The 15,548-nt window shown below is 69.4% G+C and carries 17 protein-coding genes and 2 pseudogenes; 15 read left to right on the top strand and 4 right to left on the bottom strand.

The annotated features are described in order from the left end of the window. Window positions 1–26: 26 nt before the first annotated feature. The 3 genes from ACHMXE_RS02265 to ACHMXE_RS02255 all read left to right on the top strand — a co-directional run bounded on the left by ACHMXE_RS02265 (window position 27) and on the right by ACHMXE_RS02255 (window position 1,637). Window positions 27–830: an alpha/beta fold hydrolase gene (locus ACHMXE_RS02265; RefSeq protein WP_395346585.1), complete on the top strand. Its 804-nt coding sequence runs from the start codon at window positions 27–29 to the stop codon at window positions 828–830. Window positions 831–962: 132 nt separating this feature from the next. Continuing rightward, complete coding sequence (locus ACHMXE_RS02260; protein WP_203206933.1) at window positions 963–1,217, top strand: plasmid stabilization protein; 255 nt, start codon at window positions 963–965, stop codon at window positions 1,215–1,217. Continuing rightward, window positions 1,218–1,637 carry a type II toxin-antitoxin system VapC family toxin gene (locus ACHMXE_RS02255; protein WP_203206934.1) on the top strand — a complete coding sequence of 140 codons (420 nt, stop codon included), beginning with the start codon at window positions 1,218–1,220 and terminating at the stop codon, window positions 1,635–1,637. It abuts the gene before it with no gap. A gap of 15 nt (window positions 1,638–1,652) precedes the next feature. Here the strand turns inward: ACHMXE_RS02255 and ACHMXE_RS02250 are convergent, their stop codons facing one another. Beyond that, window positions 1,653–2,732, bottom strand: coding sequence for a hypothetical protein (locus ACHMXE_RS02250; protein ID WP_395346582.1), 1,080 nt, complete (start codon window positions 2,730–2,732; stop codon window positions 1,653–1,655). Here ACHMXE_RS02250 and ACHMXE_RS02245 point away from each other — a divergent pair. Continuing rightward, a complete protein-coding gene (locus ACHMXE_RS02245) occupies window positions 2,731–3,138 on the top strand; it encodes a hypothetical protein (RefSeq protein WP_395346580.1) in 408 nt (135 codons plus the stop codon). The genes ACHMXE_RS02250 and ACHMXE_RS02245 overlap by 2 nt on opposite strands. Here the strand turns inward: ACHMXE_RS02245 and ACHMXE_RS02240 are convergent. The 3 genes from ACHMXE_RS02240 to ACHMXE_RS02230 all read right to left on the bottom strand — a co-directional run bounded on the left by ACHMXE_RS02240 (window position 3,119) and on the right by ACHMXE_RS02230 (window position 5,318). Continuing rightward, window positions 3,119–3,475, bottom strand: a complete 357-nt coding sequence (locus ACHMXE_RS02240) for a hypothetical protein (RefSeq protein ID WP_203206936.1) — start codon at window positions 3,473–3,475, stop codon at window positions 3,119–3,121. The genes ACHMXE_RS02245 and ACHMXE_RS02240 overlap by 20 nt on opposite strands. Before the next feature lie 14 nt (window positions 3,476–3,489). Continuing rightward, complete coding sequence (locus ACHMXE_RS02235) at window positions 3,490–4,461, bottom strand: tripartite tricarboxylate transporter substrate-binding protein (RefSeq protein ID WP_093347169.1); 972 nt, start codon at window positions 4,459–4,461, stop codon at window positions 3,490–3,492. Window positions 4,462–4,601: 140 nt separating this feature from the next. Further along, window positions 4,602–5,318: a GntR family transcriptional regulator gene (locus ACHMXE_RS02230; protein ID WP_395346576.1), complete on the bottom strand. Its 717-nt coding sequence runs from the start codon at window positions 5,316–5,318 to the stop codon at window positions 4,602–4,604. A gap of 92 nt (window positions 5,319–5,410) precedes the next feature. On the opposite strand from ACHMXE_RS02230, the gene ACHMXE_RS02225 reads away from it, so the two are divergent. The 11 genes and pseudogenes from ACHMXE_RS02225 (at window position 5,411) to ACHMXE_RS02175 (ending at window position 15,544) form a co-directional block, all read left to right on the top strand. Then, on the top strand, window positions 5,411–6,388 hold the full coding sequence (locus ACHMXE_RS02225; RefSeq protein WP_395346573.1) for a Bug family tripartite tricarboxylate transporter substrate binding protein: 978 nt from the start codon (window positions 5,411–5,413) through the stop codon (window positions 6,386–6,388). Between the two features lie 10 nt (window positions 6,389–6,398). After that, window positions 6,399–7,247, top strand: coding sequence for an HpcH/HpaI aldolase/citrate lyase family protein (locus ACHMXE_RS02220; RefSeq protein WP_395346571.1), 849 nt, complete (start codon window positions 6,399–6,401; stop codon window positions 7,245–7,247). 39 nt (window positions 7,248–7,286) lie between these two features. Then, window positions 7,287–8,457: pseudogene (locus ACHMXE_RS02215) on the top strand (CaiB/BaiF CoA transferase family protein). Window positions 8,458–8,487: 30 nt separating this feature from the next. Then, window positions 8,488–8,805: a toxin-antitoxin system YwqK family antitoxin gene (locus ACHMXE_RS02210; RefSeq protein WP_395346569.1), complete on the top strand. Its 318-nt coding sequence runs from the start codon at window positions 8,488–8,490 to the stop codon at window positions 8,803–8,805. A 519-nt stretch (window positions 8,806–9,324) separates the two neighbouring features. After that, a complete protein-coding gene (locus tag ACHMXE_RS02205; RefSeq protein ID WP_395346567.1) occupies window positions 9,325–9,696 on the top strand; it encodes an isochorismatase family protein in 372 nt (123 codons plus the stop codon). Next, window positions 9,693–11,198 carry a GMC family oxidoreductase gene (locus tag ACHMXE_RS02200; protein WP_395346564.1) on the top strand — a complete coding sequence of 502 codons (1,506 nt, stop codon included), beginning with the start codon at window positions 9,693–9,695 and terminating at the stop codon, window positions 11,196–11,198. The genes ACHMXE_RS02205 and ACHMXE_RS02200 overlap by 4 nt, the downstream gene beginning before the upstream one ends. Next, complete coding sequence (locus ACHMXE_RS02195; protein ID WP_395346560.1) at window positions 11,198–12,097, top strand: alpha/beta hydrolase; 900 nt, start codon at window positions 11,198–11,200, stop codon at window positions 12,095–12,097. Before ACHMXE_RS02200 ends, ACHMXE_RS02195 begins: the two co-directional genes overlap by 1 nt. Window positions 12,098–12,185: 88 nt before the next feature. Next, window positions 12,186–13,100, top strand: coding sequence for a LysR substrate-binding domain-containing protein (locus tag ACHMXE_RS02190; RefSeq protein WP_395346558.1), 915 nt, complete (start codon window positions 12,186–12,188; stop codon window positions 13,098–13,100). A gap of 140 nt (window positions 13,101–13,240) precedes the next feature. Further along, complete coding sequence (locus ACHMXE_RS02185) at window positions 13,241–13,768, top strand: 2,4'-dihydroxyacetophenone dioxygenase family protein (protein WP_057591227.1); 528 nt, start codon at window positions 13,241–13,243, stop codon at window positions 13,766–13,768. Further along, window positions 13,765–14,504: pseudogene (locus ACHMXE_RS02180) on the top strand (SDR family NAD(P)-dependent oxidoreductase). The gene ACHMXE_RS02185 and the pseudogene ACHMXE_RS02180 overlap by 4 nt, the downstream one beginning before the upstream one ends. Window positions 14,505–14,560: 56 nt before the next feature. After that, window positions 14,561–15,544 carry a tripartite tricarboxylate transporter substrate binding protein gene (locus tag ACHMXE_RS02175; RefSeq protein WP_093347213.1) on the top strand — a complete coding sequence of 328 codons (984 nt, stop codon included), beginning with the start codon at window positions 14,561–14,563 and terminating at the stop codon, window positions 15,542–15,544. The last annotated feature ends 4 nt before the right edge of the window (window positions 15,545–15,548 follow it).

Here is a 15,548-nt window from a genome sequence, read left to right as displayed (position 1 = left end):
TTCCGCAACTTCCATGGAACCCGGAGATGAAAGCACCCCTCGAGATTCGCCCCGCATCGCACGCCGGCCTCGGATACGTCCGGCATGGCCATGGGCCGATCCCCGTGCTGGTCCTGCACGACTGGCTCGGCGACCACGCGAACTACGACGCGCTCCTGCCCTGGCTCGACGGCCAGGCGTTCACCCATGTCTTCGCCGACCTGCGCGGCTATGGGCTGTCGATCGCACTGCCGGGCGAGTTCACGGTGAAGGAGATCGCCGCCGACTGCCTCGCGCTCGCCGGCCGCCTCGGCTGGCGGCGCTTCCACGTCCTCGGTCACTCGATGACCGGGATGGTCACGCAACGCCTCGCGGCGGACGCGCCTTCGCGCATCGCGAGCGCGATCGCCGTGTGCCCGGTTTCAGCCGCCGGCAACAGGCTGGATCCGGAGGCCTTGGCCTTCTTTGCCAGCACGGCCGACGACGATGACGCGCTTCGGCGGCTGTTCAAGTTCGTCGGCGGGGGCTTGCCCGACGAATGGGTCGAGCAGAAGGTGCGGCGCCACCGCGAGGCGGTGGCGCCCGCATGCCGCAGGCGCTACCTCGACATGCTGGTCACGGCCGATTTCGCCGACGAGGTGCGAGGGCTCGACACGCCGTTCCTGGTGGTCGTCGGCGACAGGGATCCGGGGCTCGATGCGGAGGCGATGAAGCACACCTTGCTCGCGTGGCATCCGAACGCGGAGCTGCGGGTGGTGCCCGATTGCGGGCACTATCCGATGCAGCAGCATCCGTCGTACTTCGCGGGCGTGGTCGAGGGGTTTCTGAAGCGCCAAGGCGCGACACCCTGATATCGCTCGGCGTGGATGACAGGAAAGCCACGCAGCTGCGGCGCGGAAGCTGAAGAGCGACCGGATGTCGGCGATGGTGACAGCATTTGAATATAATTGCTGTCATTGACGGCATTCAAGGGGATTTGAATCATGGCAATCCTGACGGTAAGAAATGTGCCCGACGACGTGCACCGCGCCTTGCGCGTGCGGGCTGCCCAGCATGGCCGCAGTACGGAAGCGGAGGTGCGCGAGATTCTGGCGTCCGTGGTCAAGCCGGAGAAGCGCGTGCTCGTGGGAGACGCCTTGGCTGCCATCGGTCGCAAGATCGGCCTGACCAATGAGGATTTCGCGGTCTTCGAGAATGTGCGCGACAAGACGCCGGCCAAACCGCTGAGCTTCGACTGAATGATCGTCCTCGACACCAACGTTGTCTCCGAGGCGATGAAACCGGAGCCGGATGCGGCCGTAAGGGCGTGGTTGAACGACCAGGCGGCAGAGAGTCTTTACCTGTCCAGCGTCACGCTGGCCGAGTTGCTGTTCGGGATCCGGGCGTTGCCCGCGGGCAAGCGCAAGAATCTGCTCGACCGAGCCCTGCGTGAGTTGCTGGAGCTGTTCAAGGATCGTGTTCTTCCGTTCGACACGGATGCAGCGCGCCACTATGCAGACCTGGCCGTAACCGCCAGGAGCGGCGGTCGCGGCTTCCCGACGCCGGATGGCTATATCGCGGCCATTGCGGCATCGCGTGGCTTCATCGTGGCATCGCGCGACACGTCGCCCTATGAAGCGGCGGGCCTGACGGTCATCAACCCCTGGACAGAGGCGTAGGGCCGCAGGCGCCGCTCACCCCACGATCGGCTGCGCCATGATCCAGAGGCTCAGGCTCGTATAGGCCACCATCAGCACGAGCATCGGCAGCTGGCTCAGCATCGCCGCGCGGTGGTTCGCGAAGCGGCGCGTGGCCTCGACATGGGCGACGACGACCGCGAGCACATGGCCGACGACGATCAGCGTCACGGCCGTGTACCAGTAGACGGCCGGGCTCACGATGCCGAGGTCGACCGTGCGGCCGCGAGTGCCGAACAGGTTCCAGCCCCAGCCGAAGGGATCGGAGGCGAGCGGAACGATGAACTGCCCTGTCGTCAGCAGCAGCGAGGCATAGTGCGCGAGGTGGTAGGCCACGGCGATCGGCACCAGGCTCCATACCATCGCGTTCACCGCCGCGCGTTCGGTGCTGCCGGCCAGGCGCAGCATCCACGCGCCCACGCCGCGAAAGATCAGCACGAAGGCCAATGGAAACAGCAGCAGCATGACGCTGTTGAGCCATTGCGTCTCGTCCATGCCGGTCGCGGAGGACAGCGTGAACAGCGTCTCGGCCACCGTGCGCGAGGTCTGGGCGGCGGTGCCGATGCGGTCCATCAGCGGGGTTTCGTGGAAGCCGTCGAAGGTGACGGTCGCGAGCATCAGCAGCACGAAGGCCGCCACCGAATTCGGCACCGGATCGGTCGTCAGCAGGCCGGCGCCGTAGGGCCGCAGCCGCAGGCGCGCGGGCTCGGTCGGCGTCGAGCCGCGCAGCTCGAGTGGCGCGAAGCGGCCCAGCACGCGGAAGGCCATCGCGAAGGCATCGGCCCGGTGGCGCCAGGCCTCCACGCCGAACAGCAGCATGCCGGCCCAGCTCAGCAGCGCATAGCCCAGCAGGGCGCCGGCGAGGGCGGAGGGCAGGTCCTTGTCCTGCCACACCAGCTCGGTCCAGGCGAAGGCGAAGAACAGCGCGACCGCCGGCCAGGCGCCCAGCCATTTCGGCCAGGGCAGGCCCAGCGATTCGCGGCCGCCGCCGACCAGGCGCGCGGCGGCGCGGTACAGCGTGGGCAGCGGGTTGACGATCTCCCACAGGTCGCCGACCAGCGCGCAGAAGAAGGCCATGCCGACCCACCACAGCACCCCAGACCATCGTGACGATCAGGTTCGCATAGGCGTCGGAATTGCCGAGGAAGCCGGTGGCCAGCGTCAGCACGAACAGCGCGCAGCCCAGCGTTCGCAGCACCACCGCGAGCGGATGCGCGATGCGGCGCAGCGGCGCGAAGCGCAGCAGGTCGGTGTCGCGCGGGAAGGAGGAACCGAAGTCGTGGCGCCGCGCGAACAGCGCGAGCGCCGCGAAGGTCAGCACCAGGGTCGCGCCGGCCCCCGTGAGCCACAGCCACAGCGGCAGCGGCAGGTCGAAGCGCTGGCCGAAGCCGTGCGCCTGCGCACCGGCCGAGGCGCATGCGATCGCGAGACCGGTCTCGAAGCGAAGCGTTTTCAGGGCGCGCCTAGGGATGGACTTCGATGAACATCACGGCGCGGTGGTTGCCCGGACCGTGGCGATGCTCGTGCACCGGGAAGCGGCCCGCGAGGCTGGCCTTGAAGCTCAGTAGCGCGGGCGCGGGCGGCGTCACCTGGGTCTCGATGTCGTAGCCGTGCAGGTGCAGCACCAGGGGCTGGTCGCTGAGCACGCTGATCTGCACCTGGTCGCCCTGGCGCACCTTCAGCGTGTCGTCGCCCTTGATGCGGCCGCCCACGAGCTCGACCGAGAACTTCGGCGAGGCGGCCGCGGCGGCGCCCGCGAGCGGCGCCAGCGCCGCGAGGGCGATCAGCCGCAGGCGCAGGCGGTTCGGATTCGTCGTCATGGCGCGGTCCATGCTCAGTCCGCGTACTGGCCGGCCGCCTTGATGACCGCGCCCCACTTCTCGATCTCGGTCTCGACGAACTTCTTGTGCTCCGGACCGTTGACGCGCGCGTCGGTGATGATCACGGCGCCGAGCCCTTCCTGGCTCTTGATGAAGGCCGGGTCCTTGAGCGCCACCTTCAGCGCCGCATTGAGCTTGTCGGTGACCGCCTTGGGCGTGCCCGCGGGCGCGAACAGGCCATGCCAGATGCTGACATTGAAGCCCTTGAGGCCGCTCTCGTCGAGCGTGGGCAGCGCGGCCAGCACCGGCGTCTTCAGGCGCTGCTGCGTGGTCACGGCATAGGCCCTGACCATGTTGCCCTCGATCTGCGCGGTGGTGTTGGTGGTCTGGTCGCACATGATGTCGACCTGGCCGCCGATCAGGTCGGTCATGGCCGGTGCCGTGCCCTTGTAGGGGATGGTCTGCGGCGCGATCTTCAGCGCGCTCTGCAGCATCAGGCCGCACAGGTGCGAGGCCGAGCCGATGCCGGCGTTGGCGAGGTTGGTCTTGCTGCCGTTGGTCTCGAGCCACTTGCGCAGCTCGGTGAAGTTGTTCGCGGGCACCGACTTCGAGCTGATGAGCGTCATCGGCACTTCGTTGATCAGGCCCAGGTATTCGAAGCCCTCGAGCGTCTTGTAGGGCAGCTTGCGGTACAGCGAGGGCGAGGTCGCCATGCTCACGTGGTGCAGCATCAGCGTGTAGCCGTCGTTGGCCGCGCGCGCCGCCTTGGCGGCGCCGAGCGTGCCGCCGGCGCCGCCGGTGTTGTCGATGGTGATCGCCACGTTGCCCAGCGGCTTGCGCAGCGCCTCGGCGAAGTCGCGCGCCACCTTGTCGGTGGGGCCGCCGGCCGCGAAGGGCACCACGATCATGATCGGTTTGTCGGGATACTCGGCGAACGCAGGAAGGGCGGCGAGGGCCGCGATCGCGATCGTGAACAGGCGCTTCATTGATGTCTCGTTATGGGTGAAGCCGAAAATGCTATAGCCCACCCACGCCGCGCAGAAGACGCCCGGTTGTTAAGGCGGTCACCTTAGGTGAACACCGACAGCCTCGGCATCGGCGGCGCCCGATGCCCGGCCGCTCCGCTTCAGAGACTCGCGAGCGGCAGCCGCGACCGATAGCGCGAGCGGCCCTGCGGATAGAGCCCGACCGAGCACTGCACCAGCTTGCCCGCGGCATCGAACCAGTGGCGCGTGACCTGCAGGCAGGGCGAGCCGGGCACCGCATCCAGGCGTTCGGCCAGGCGCGATTCGAGCGGCGCTGCGTCGATCTCCTGTTCCACCACCGCGACGCCCACGCCGTAGAGCCGCTCGATCAGCTTGAAGACCGGGCCGTTCCATCCTTCCAGGCGCTCGGCCACGCCTGCGAACTCGGGCCGCATGTAGAGCCACAGCGCGCCGGTGGGGCGCGCTTCGCCGCGCAGGTAGCGCAGCGTGTCGAGAAAGAGCCACTGGCTGCCCGGCGCGGCCTGGAGCAGGCCGGCCAGTTGTTCGTCGGCGGCGACGAGGCCGGCGCGCTCCAGCTTGAGCTGCGTGGTGCGCGCGGCCTCCATGATGCTTTCGAGCGTCTGCTGCGAATGCACGAAGAAGGGCGTGGGATTGCGCGCCAGCACGTGGGTGCCGATGCCGGCGCGCGAATCGATCACGCCGAGCTTGCGCAGCGCGCTCATGGCCTCGCGCAGGCGGTAGCGCGTGGCACCGAACTGCGCCTGCAACTGGGCTTCGGAAGGCAGCAGGCTGCCGACGGGATAACGGCCTTCGTCGATCTCGCGGACGATGGCGTCGACGATGTCCTGGATGGACAAAGCCGCGCCGGCACTTGTTGGATGCGCCATGAAGAGATAATATTCGAATATTCGACTAATTAGGCGAAACACACGCCACTGGAGACAAACGCATGCATCGTAGAGACTTTATCCGCGCGCTGTCCGCGGGCGCCGCACTGCCGCTGGCCGGCGTGGCGCCGCTGGCGCTGGCCGACACCTATCCGAGCAAGCCGATCCGGCTGGTGGTGACGCAGGGCACGGGCTCGGGCAGCGACGTGATCGGGCGCCTGCTCGCGAGCAAGCTCGGCGAGCGGCTCAAGCAGAGCGTCTACGTCGAGAACAAGGCCGGTGGCGGCGGCATCATCGGCCATCAGTTCGTGCTCGACCAGCCGGCCGATGGTTACACGCTGCTGCTGAGCACCACCGCGCCGCTGGTGGTGGTGCCGGCGATGAACCGCAACGCGAAATTCCACCTGCGCGACTTCACCGCAGTGGCCGCGGCGCTGCGCAGTCCCTACATGGTGCTGGTCGGCACCCAGCCCGACAGCCCGCGCAGCCTGCAGGAACTGACGAAGCGGCTGGCCGCGGCGCCATCGAGCTATTCGTCCTCCGGCACCGGCACGCTCACGCACCTCGCGACCGAGATGTACCTGCAGCAGGTCAATGCCAAGGCCACCCACGTGCCCTACAAGGGCAGCGGCCAGTCGCTGGCCGACCTCGCGGGCGGGCAGGTGCTGTTCTCGACCGACTCGCCGATCGCCGCCGGCGCGCTGATTCGCGGCGGGCGGCTGCGGGCCCTGGCCGTGACCTCGGCGCAGCGCCTGGCCACCTACCCCGAGGTGCCGACGATGGCTGAACTCGGCTATCCCGGCCTCACGCTCAACACCATGGGCGGGCTGTTCGGCCCGTCGAAACTGCCCGCGCCCATCGTCGAACGCATCAGCACTGAGATGGCGGCCGTGATGTCCTCGCCCGAGGTCAAGGCCCAGTTCGCGAGCATGGAGACCGAGCCGCTGGTGATGCCGGTCGAGAGCTTCCGCACCCAGATGCTCAAGGACGCGCCGGTGTGGGAAGGCGTGGTGGCCCGCCTGGGCATCACCGCCGATTGAGGAACGGCCGATGGACGCCCACCGCATTCGCTGCGCGCTGTTCGTGCCGGTGCTCGAGCCGCGCTTCTTCGCGCGCGCGGGCGAGCGCGGCGCGCAGGCGCTGATCCTCGACCTCGAGGACGCGATCGCGCCGCAGCGCAAGGCCGAGGCGCGGCTCGCGCTGGCGCATGCGGCCGCGGCGTTGCGCGGCACCGGCCTGCCGCTGATGGCGCGCGTGAATGCCGAGGCCGAGCTGCTCGATGCCGACCTCGAGGCCTGCGTGGCCGCGGGCGTCGATGCCGTCATGCTGCCCAAGGTCGAATCGCCGAGCGAGGTGCGCGCGGCCTTCGTGCAGCTGGAGCGGCATGCGCGCGAGCGCGGCTCGACGGGTCCGCGATCGTTGGTCGCGCTGATCGAGACACCGCGCGGCGTGCTGCGCGCCGATGCGATCGCGGCCGCCCATCCCGCCCTGCGCGCGCTGGGTTTCGGCGCCGAGGACTACGCGGCCGCGATCGGCCGCCCTCCGCATGCCGACCTGCTGGTGCCCGCCGCGGCGCGCGTCGCGATGTGCGCCGCGGCCGAGGGCCTCGCCTGCTGGGGGCTGGCCGCCTCCATCGCCGAGCTCGACGACATGGACGCGCTCGAAGGCGCGGCGCGCCTGTCGCACCGGCTGGGTTTCAGCGGCACGCCCGCCGTGCACCCGGCGCAAGTGCAGGTCTTCAACCGCGTGTTCGCGCCCACCGAGGCCGAGATCGCGCAGGCCCGCAAGGTGCTCGAGGCGCATGCCCGCGCCGACGCCGAAGGCCTGGGCGCGCTGCGACTGGACGGCCGCATGATCGATCGCCCCATGGTCGATCGCGCGCGGCGCCTGCTCGCCTAGTTCTTCATCACACCCCCACGACCCGAAACGACGACATCGATGGCGCAACAGATACTCGACGGCATCCAGGTGCTGGACTTCACCACCTACATCGCGGGCCCCTACGGGGCGAGCCTGCTGGGCGACCTGGGCGCCGACGTGATCAAGATCGAGGCGCCCGAGGGCGACCCGATGCGTTACTACCCGTCGACCCCTGCCCGGCGAGAGCCGCGCCTTCATCGGCGTGAACCGCAACAAGCGCAGCATCGTGCTCGACCTCAAGCAGCCCGCGGACCGCGAGGCCTGCCACCGGCTCGTGGCCCAGGCCGACGTGGTGCTGCACAACTTCCGCCCCGGCGTGGCCGAGCGGCTGGCGCTGGATTGCGAGACGTTGACCGCGATCCAGCCGCGCCTGATCTATTGCAGCTTCACCGGCTATGGCCCCGACGGCCCGCAGGCGCAGCGCCCCGGCTTCGACCAGGTGCTGCAATGCCGCACCGGCATCGCCAAGGCGCAGGGCTATCCGGGCGACGAGCCGCGCGTGGTGTGGGGTTCGGCCGTCGATTTCTACGGCGCGAGCCTGATCGCCACCGGCATCTGCGCCGCCTTGTTCCAGCGCGAACGTACCGGCCTGCCGCAGCGCGTCGATACGTCGCTGCTGCAGGCCGCACTCGCCATGCAGGCGGGCCGCATGGTGTGGGCCGAAGGCGAAGGCCCCGGCGTCGATCGCGACCTGCGCGGCGGTGCGCTCTCGGGCATCCACCCCACGCGCGAGGGCTACGTCTACCTGCAGGCCCAGACCCAGCCGTTCTGGGAGTCGCTGTGCGAACTCACGGGCCTCGCGCACCTCGCGCGCGATCCACGCTTTGCCGACATGCGCCTGCGCAAGGCCAACGAGGCCGAGCTCGTCCCGCAACTGCGCGCCGCGCTGATGCGACACGACGCCCGCGAATGGGAAGCGATCTTCGGCACGCGCGTGCCATGCACCGTGGTGCGCGGCATCGAGGAGGTGTTCGACGACGAGCAGGTCGAACACCAGGGGCTGCTGGCGACGCATGCGCATCCCACGCTGGGCAGCTACCGCGGGGTGGTGGAGCCGATTCGCTTCAATGGCGAACGTGGGGTGAAGCGGGAGGCGAGGGCGCCGATGCTGGGGGAGCATACGGTGCAGGTCGTGGGGGGCGGAGCGAGCGCACCTGACGCGGGAGCGCTGCGGCAGTTGCTAGACTGAGATCGACGCACCGCCTTTCCCCTGCATCACATGACCGCCGACCCCGACCTCAACGTCGCCGAGATCCCCTACGAATCTGGAACCATCCGATTCCGCTACACGAGGGTGATGTCTCCCGACAGGACGCGATGGATCCGGCATGGCTTGTTCGTGGCCTATCACGAGAACGGCACGGTGGCATCGGAAGGCCACTACGTCGACGGGAAGGAAGACGGGCTCTGGCGCGACTTCCATCCCGATGGCCGGCCGGCCTCCGAGTGGCACTATCGCGATGGGCGCGAAGTCGGCGTGTGGCGCTTCTGGAATGCGGATGGGACCGAAGGGCCGAGCGAGAGCCACGACGGTTGAGGGCAGAGGCCGTGCCGAGGACGTCGATCTCCATCTCCGCGTAGAGACGACGTCGGCGTTCCGCGTCACGGGGTTCCCTGTCCCGATCGACGTTGCCTGCCGCAGCAGGTGATCCCGGCAAAAGCATCCGTCCCATTGGAACCTCTCCCACCCTCCAACCCATTGGAAGATCCTTCCAGCCCCGATCCCCGCCGATCTCGTTGACCCTGCCTGGCGCATCCGTTCGAATGCCTCACGTTTCGAACCCGCACCAACCAGCGCAAGGAGTCACACCAATGCAAACCCAACGCACCCGCATGACGCGGGACAACACCGCCGTTCTGCTCATCGATCACCAGGTCGGCCTGATGACCGGCGTGCGCGACATGACGGTCAGTGACCTCAAGCACAACGTCGTCGGCCTCGCGAAGGCGGCCAAGGTCCTGGGCCTGCCGATCGTCGCGGTGACGACGGCGCGCGACAGCATGTGGGGGGCCGACGGCCTCCGAGCTCAAGGAAGCCTTAAGCGGCGGCGAGATCATGGACCGCTCGACCGTCAACGCCTGGGACTACCCGCCGTTCGTGGAGGCCGTGAAGGCGACGAAGCGCGACCATCTGATCATCGCGGGGCTGTCGTTCGAGGTCTGCGCCTCGCTGCCGGCGATCTCGGCGCGCGAGGAGGGCTACCAGCCGATCGTCGCCATCGACGCCTGCGGCACCTTCTCGGCCGCCAAGCGCGAGGCAGGCATCGCGCGCCTGACGACGCTCGGCATCGAGATCTCCGACTACGCGACCCTGATGGTCGAGATCATGGGCGACAACGCCGATCCGAAGGCGCTCGACGTGTATGCCGCGCTCGACATGCCGTTCGCGGTGCTGATGGGCCAGGTGGCCGGAGCGCTGTCGCGATGAGCGCTGCCTTCGACGTCATCGTCGTCGGCGGCGGCTCGGCGGGTGCGGTGCTCGCGCATCGGCTCAGCGCCGATCCGGCGCGCCAGGTGCTGCTGCTCGAGGCCGGCGAAGCCTACCGGCCGAACGTGTTTCCGCGCGACCTCGCGGATGCCGACACGGCCGGCGGGCCCGATGGCCACGACTGGGGCTACCAGGCCGAGACCGGTCTCGCGGGCCGCAGCATCCACGCGCCGCGCGGCAAGACGCTGGGCGGCAGCTCGGCCGTCAACGCGGCGGTGGCGATGCGCTCGCGGCCCGCGGACTTCGCGAAGTGGCGCGCACTCGGCATCGAGGGCTGGCAATGGCCCGAGCTGCTCGAAGCCTTCAAGGCGATCGAGAACACGCCCGACGGCGATGACGCGTTCCGCGGTCGCGCGGGGCCGCTGCCGATCCGCAACCGGCGGCGCGACGAGCTGACGCCGGCGCTCAATGGCTTCGTCGATGCAACGGCGGCACTCGGCTTCGCGCGCGTGGCGGACTTCAACGGCGAGCAGCAGGCCGGCGTCGCGCCCTATCCGCTCAACGTGATCTCGGGCCGGCGCATCAACACCGGCATCGCCTTCCTCGGCGAGGACGTGCGCGCGCGGCCCAACCTCGCGATCCGCGGTGGCGTGGAGATCGATCGCGTGCTGTTCGAGGACGGCCGCGCCGTGGGCGTGGTCGATGCCGAGGGCCGGAGCCATCGCGCGGGCCAGGTGATCCTCAGCGCGGGCGCCTTCGGCAGTCCGGCGATCCTCATGCGATCGGGCATCGGTCCCGCGCCGCACCTGGCGTCGCTGGGCATACCACTGGTGGCGGACCTGCCGGTGGGGCAGGGCCTGCAGGAGCATCCGTTCTATTACAACGTCTATGCGCTGACGCCCGAGGCCGCCGGCATGCATCCCGCGGCGGGCGCGATCCTCTGGGCCGCGTCCTCGCAGGCCGAGCCCGGCGACCTCGACCTGCACATCTCGGCCACCCACCTGTTCGATCCGGCGCTGAGCCCCACGGGCGGCGCGATCGTGCTGGCGGTGTCGGTGACGCAGCCCGAGGCGACCGGCAGCCTCGAGCTGGCCGACCGCGATCCGCGCAGCGCGCCGCGCATCCGCTACAACCTGCTGGGCACGCCACGCGACATGGCGCGCATGCTCGAGGCCGTGCGGCTGTCGCGCGCGATCGGGCGGCAGTCGCCGTTCGCGCAGATGGTTGCGGCCGAGATGGCGCCGGGGCCTGAGTTCTCGGATGGCGACGACCTGCAGCGCGCGATCGAGCAACAGCTCGACGGCTATGCGCACCCGACCTCGACCTGCCGCATGGGACCGCCCGGCCAGGGCGTGGTCGATGGCGGCGGGCGCGTCCACGGCGTGCCGGGCCTGTTCGTGATCGATGCGTCGATCATGCCCAGGGCACCGAGCGCGCCGCCCAACATCACCACCATGATGATGGCCTGGCATCTCGCGGGCCACGGCTTCGGAGTCCGCTGATGGCCCTCGTTCCCATCGATCCCCAGGACATCGCCGCCGCGCGCGCGCTGCGCCTCGAGTTCGGCCGCTTCTGGTCCACCGCGCCCGGCACGCCGCGCGACATCTACGACCGCTTCATCGCGCAGACGCCCACTGCTACCGAAGTCGCGGCGCGCGAGGCCGTCGACGAAGCCGCTTCCGGCTGGTGGGCGGAGCCCGCGCAGGCCATGCCCGGGCGCACGCTGCTGTTCATCCATGGCGGCGGCTACGGCCTGGGCCATGCGAGCGCCTATGTGGGGCTGGCCAGCCAGCTCGCGGCGCGCACGCGCGTGCCGGTCTTCGTGCTCGAGTACCCGCTGGCGCCCGAGGCCGTGCTCCCTGCCGCACGCGACCTCGCGTTGCGCACGCTCGCGGGGCTGGCAGCGCGCTTCGGCGCGGTGGCGGTGGTGGGCGACTCGGCCGGTGGCGGCCTGTCGCTCGCGACCGTGCTCGAGGCCGCGAGGCAGGGCATCGCCGTGTCTTCGCTGGTCGCGTTCTCGCCCTGGACCGACCTGAGCCTGAGCGGCGCGAGCGCACTGGAACTGGCCGTCGGCGATCCGCTGCTCGATGTCGGCTACCTGCGTGCTTCGGCCGCGGCCTACCTGGGCGGCGCGCCGGCCAGCGATCCGCGCGGCTCGCCGCTGTTCGATGCGGACCTGCGGCGCCTGCCGCCCACGCTGGTCCAGGTCGGCTCGGACGAGGTGCTGCGCGACGATTCGCGCCGTCTCGCGGAGGTGGCCGGCCAGGCGGGCGCACAGGTCGAGCTCGAGGAGTGGCAGGGCATGCACCACGTGTTCCAGCTCAACACCCGCGAGCTGGCCAGCGCGCGCGAGGCGCTCGACCGCGCGGCTGCGTTCGTGTCGCGCCACTGGAACGCCTGACCCTTTGCCCGGGTCCGCGCGTGGCCGGTGCACGCGGAACGTGCTAAGTTGCCGCGGACTCGGAAGAACCCATCGGCGAAAGACACGCGTGCTCGACCTCAACGACTTTCGGTACTTCGTGGAAGTGATCGACCGGGGCAGCCTCTCGGCCGCGGCGCGCGCGCTGCAGCGGCCGGTCTCGACGATCAGCTACCGCATCCAGCAGCTCGAGGCCGAGCTCGGCCTGACGCTGCTGGCGCGCAGTTCGCGGCGCATCACCTTGACCGAATCGGGCGAGGCCTTCTACGGCCACGCGGTCGCCACCATCGCGCGCGCCAACGAGGCCGAGGCCGCGATGCGCAGCCGCAGCACGGAGCCGACCGGCACCGTGCGCTACACGGTGTCGGTCGCGACCTCGCAGTTCGCGATGACCGAGATGGTCGCGAGCTTTCTCGCGAAGTACCCGAAGGTCAACCTGCTGCAGGACGCGAGCGACGCCAACGTCGACATCGTGGCCGACCGCTACGACTTCGCGATCCGCGCCTACTCGGGCGCGCTGCCCGATTCGAACCTGGTGCAGCGCCCGCTGGCGGAAGCGCCCTGGCACCTGTTCGCGGCGCCCGAGTTCCTAAAAGCCGCCGGCGCCATCGAGACGCCCGACGACCTGCGCGGCTGCGCCACCCTGATCATGAAGCGCGGGTCGCTCACGCCCGCGTGGCTGCTCAAGCGCGAGGGCGACCGCGCGCAGACCGCGCAGGTCGCGATCCGTCCGCGCATGGAGGGCACCTGCATGGTGACCCTGAAGCGCGCGGCCGAGGCGCGCATGGGCGTGGTCGCGTTGCCGGCCTACATCTGCCGCGACGAGCTGCGCGCCGGCCGCCTGCGGCGCGTGCTGCCCGACTGGGTGGCGGCCGACTCGACCATCTCGGCCCTGATGCCGAGCCGGCGCGGCATGAGTGCCGCGGCGCGCGCCTTCATCGAGCACCTCGTCGAGGCCTTTCCCGCCGCCGTCCGGCTCGACTGAGCGCAAGCAATCCCCTGTGATCCGAACCGCCGCGCCGATGCGGCGGCTCAGTCGCGCGCGCCATCAGGGTTTACGCAAAGACGTGGACCTGGCATCGATGTCTACAATATGGACATACATCCACAATATGGACAAGCGACATGCCTCTCGATGATTCGGACCCGACCCCGAAGATGCCCTACCAGTACCCGAATCCTCCGGACGCGCTGCCCGAGATCGTGGTGCAGCATGCGATCCCGACCGACGAGCGCCTGTGGGTGCCGCAGGCCGAGAACGTGTGGTTCCGCCCGCTGTGCCTGAACGCGAGCCAGGGCTACTGGATGAACCTGCTGAAGGTGCGCAAGTCGGGCGTGCTGAGCCGCCACCGCCATCCGCAGGCGGTGCACGGCTTCGTGCTCAAGGGGCGCTGGCGTTATCTCGAGCACGACTGGGAAGCCACCGAGGGCAGCTATGTGTTCGAGCCGCCGGGCGAGACGCACACGCTGTACGTGCCCGAGGACGTGGAGGAAATGATCACCTACTTCCAGGTCAACGGTGTCATGTACTACACCGACCCCTGGGGCAAGGGCATGGGCTACGAGGACGTGTTCACCAAGATCGACATGTGCCGCAAGCATTTCGAGAACGTCGGCCTCGGCGCGGACTACGTCAAGCAGTTCATCCGATGAGCACGACGGCCTACGGCCGCGCCGGCTACGACTTCGCGGGCGCGGTGGCGGTGGTCACCGGCGGTGCCAGCGGCATCGGCGCGGAGGTCGCGGCGCAACTGCGGCGTGCCGGTGCGTGCGTGGCCGTGTGGACATGGCCGAAGCCACTGCGAACGACGACGCCTGGCAGGTCGACGTGAGCGATCTCGCCACGGTCGAGCGCGCCGCCGCCGCGGTGGTCGCGCGCTTCGGCCGCATCGACTTCGTGGTCAACAGCGCGGGCTTCGCGGGACCGACGATGCCGCTCGATGCCTACGACCCCGCTACGTGGCGCCGCATCGTCGACGTGAACCTGGTCGGCACCTTCAACGTGTGCCGCGCCGTGGTGCCGCATCTGCGTGCCGCGGGCGCGGGTCGCATCGTCAACATCGCCTCGCTGGCCGGCAAGGAGGGCACGCCCAATGCCTCGGCCTATAGCGCGGCCAAGGCCGGCGTGATCGCGCTGACCAAGTCGCTCGGCAAGGAGCTCGCGACCACCGGCATCCTGGTGAACGCGATCGCGCCGGCCGCGGTGCGCACACCGATCCTCGAGCAGATGTCGGCCGAGCACGTGCAGACCATGATCGGCAAGAGCCCGATGCAGCGCCTGGGCGAGAGCGCCGAGGTGGCCGAGATGGTCGCGTGGCTGTGCTCGGGCTCGTGCAGCTTCAGCACCGGCGCGACCTTCGATCTCTCGGGCGGTCGGGCCACGTACTGAAGCGCCGCCAAGTTTTTTTCGGTCCCATTCATTTTCAAACCACGGAGACACACCCCATGATTCGCTTCGCCTCGAAACTGCAACGCCTCGCGGCGCTGTCGCTGCTGCCGGTGGCGGCGCTGCTGGCCGCCGCGCCCGCCTCGGCGCAATCGCGCGACTATCCCAACAAGCCGGTCGAACTGGTGGTGCCGTTCCAGCCCGGCGGCGGCACCGACGCACTGGCGCGCGCCTTCGCCGATGCCACGCGCAAGCACATGCCGCAGAGCATGATCATCGTCAACAAGCCCGGCGCCAGCGGCGCCATCGGCTGGCAGGACGTGATCAATGCCAAGCCCGACGGCTACCGCCTCGCGGTGGTCACGGTGGAACTGACGACGCTGCCGCACATGGGCCTCGCGAAGTTCACCTATGAAGACCTCGCGCCCATCGCGCGCCTCAACGCCGACCAGGCCGCGATCACCGTGCGCGCCGATGCGCCGTGGAACACCATCGAGGAATTCCTGGCCGCCGCGAAGAAGGACAGCGGCAAGCTCAGCGTGGGCAATGCCGGCAACGGCTCGATCTGGCACCTGGCGGCCGCCGCGCTCGAGGACAAGACCAGCGTGAAGTTCAACCACACGCCGTTCCAGGGCGCCGGCCCCGCGGTGCTCGCGCTGATGGGCGGCCACATCGATGCGGTGGCGGTGAGCCCGGCCGAGGTCACGACCTACGTGCAGGCCGGCAAGCTCAAGACGCTGGCCGTGATGGCCGAGCAGCGCGTGAAGGGCTTCGAGAAGGTGCCCACGCTCAAGGAACGCAACATCGACCTGGTGATCGGCACCTGGCGCGGCATCGCGGCGCCCAAGAACACGCCGCCCGAGGTCATCGCCTACCTGAAGACCGTGAGCCAGCAGGCCGCCAACGAGCCGGCCTTCCGCGAGGTGCTCGACAAGCAGAACCTGGGCTTCGCCTATGCCGACGACGTCGCCTTCAAGGCCACGATGGCCAAGGACAGCGCCTACTTCAAGACGCTGATGGGCAAGCTCGACATCAAGAACTGACGCA

This window comes from Variovorax sp. UC122_21 (assembly GCF_044056785.1).
In the GTDB taxonomy this organism is placed as follows: domain Bacteria; phylum Pseudomonadota; class Gammaproteobacteria; order Burkholderiales; family Burkholderiaceae_C; genus Variovorax.
This window is presented reverse-complemented; position numbering and strand designations above follow the sequence as displayed.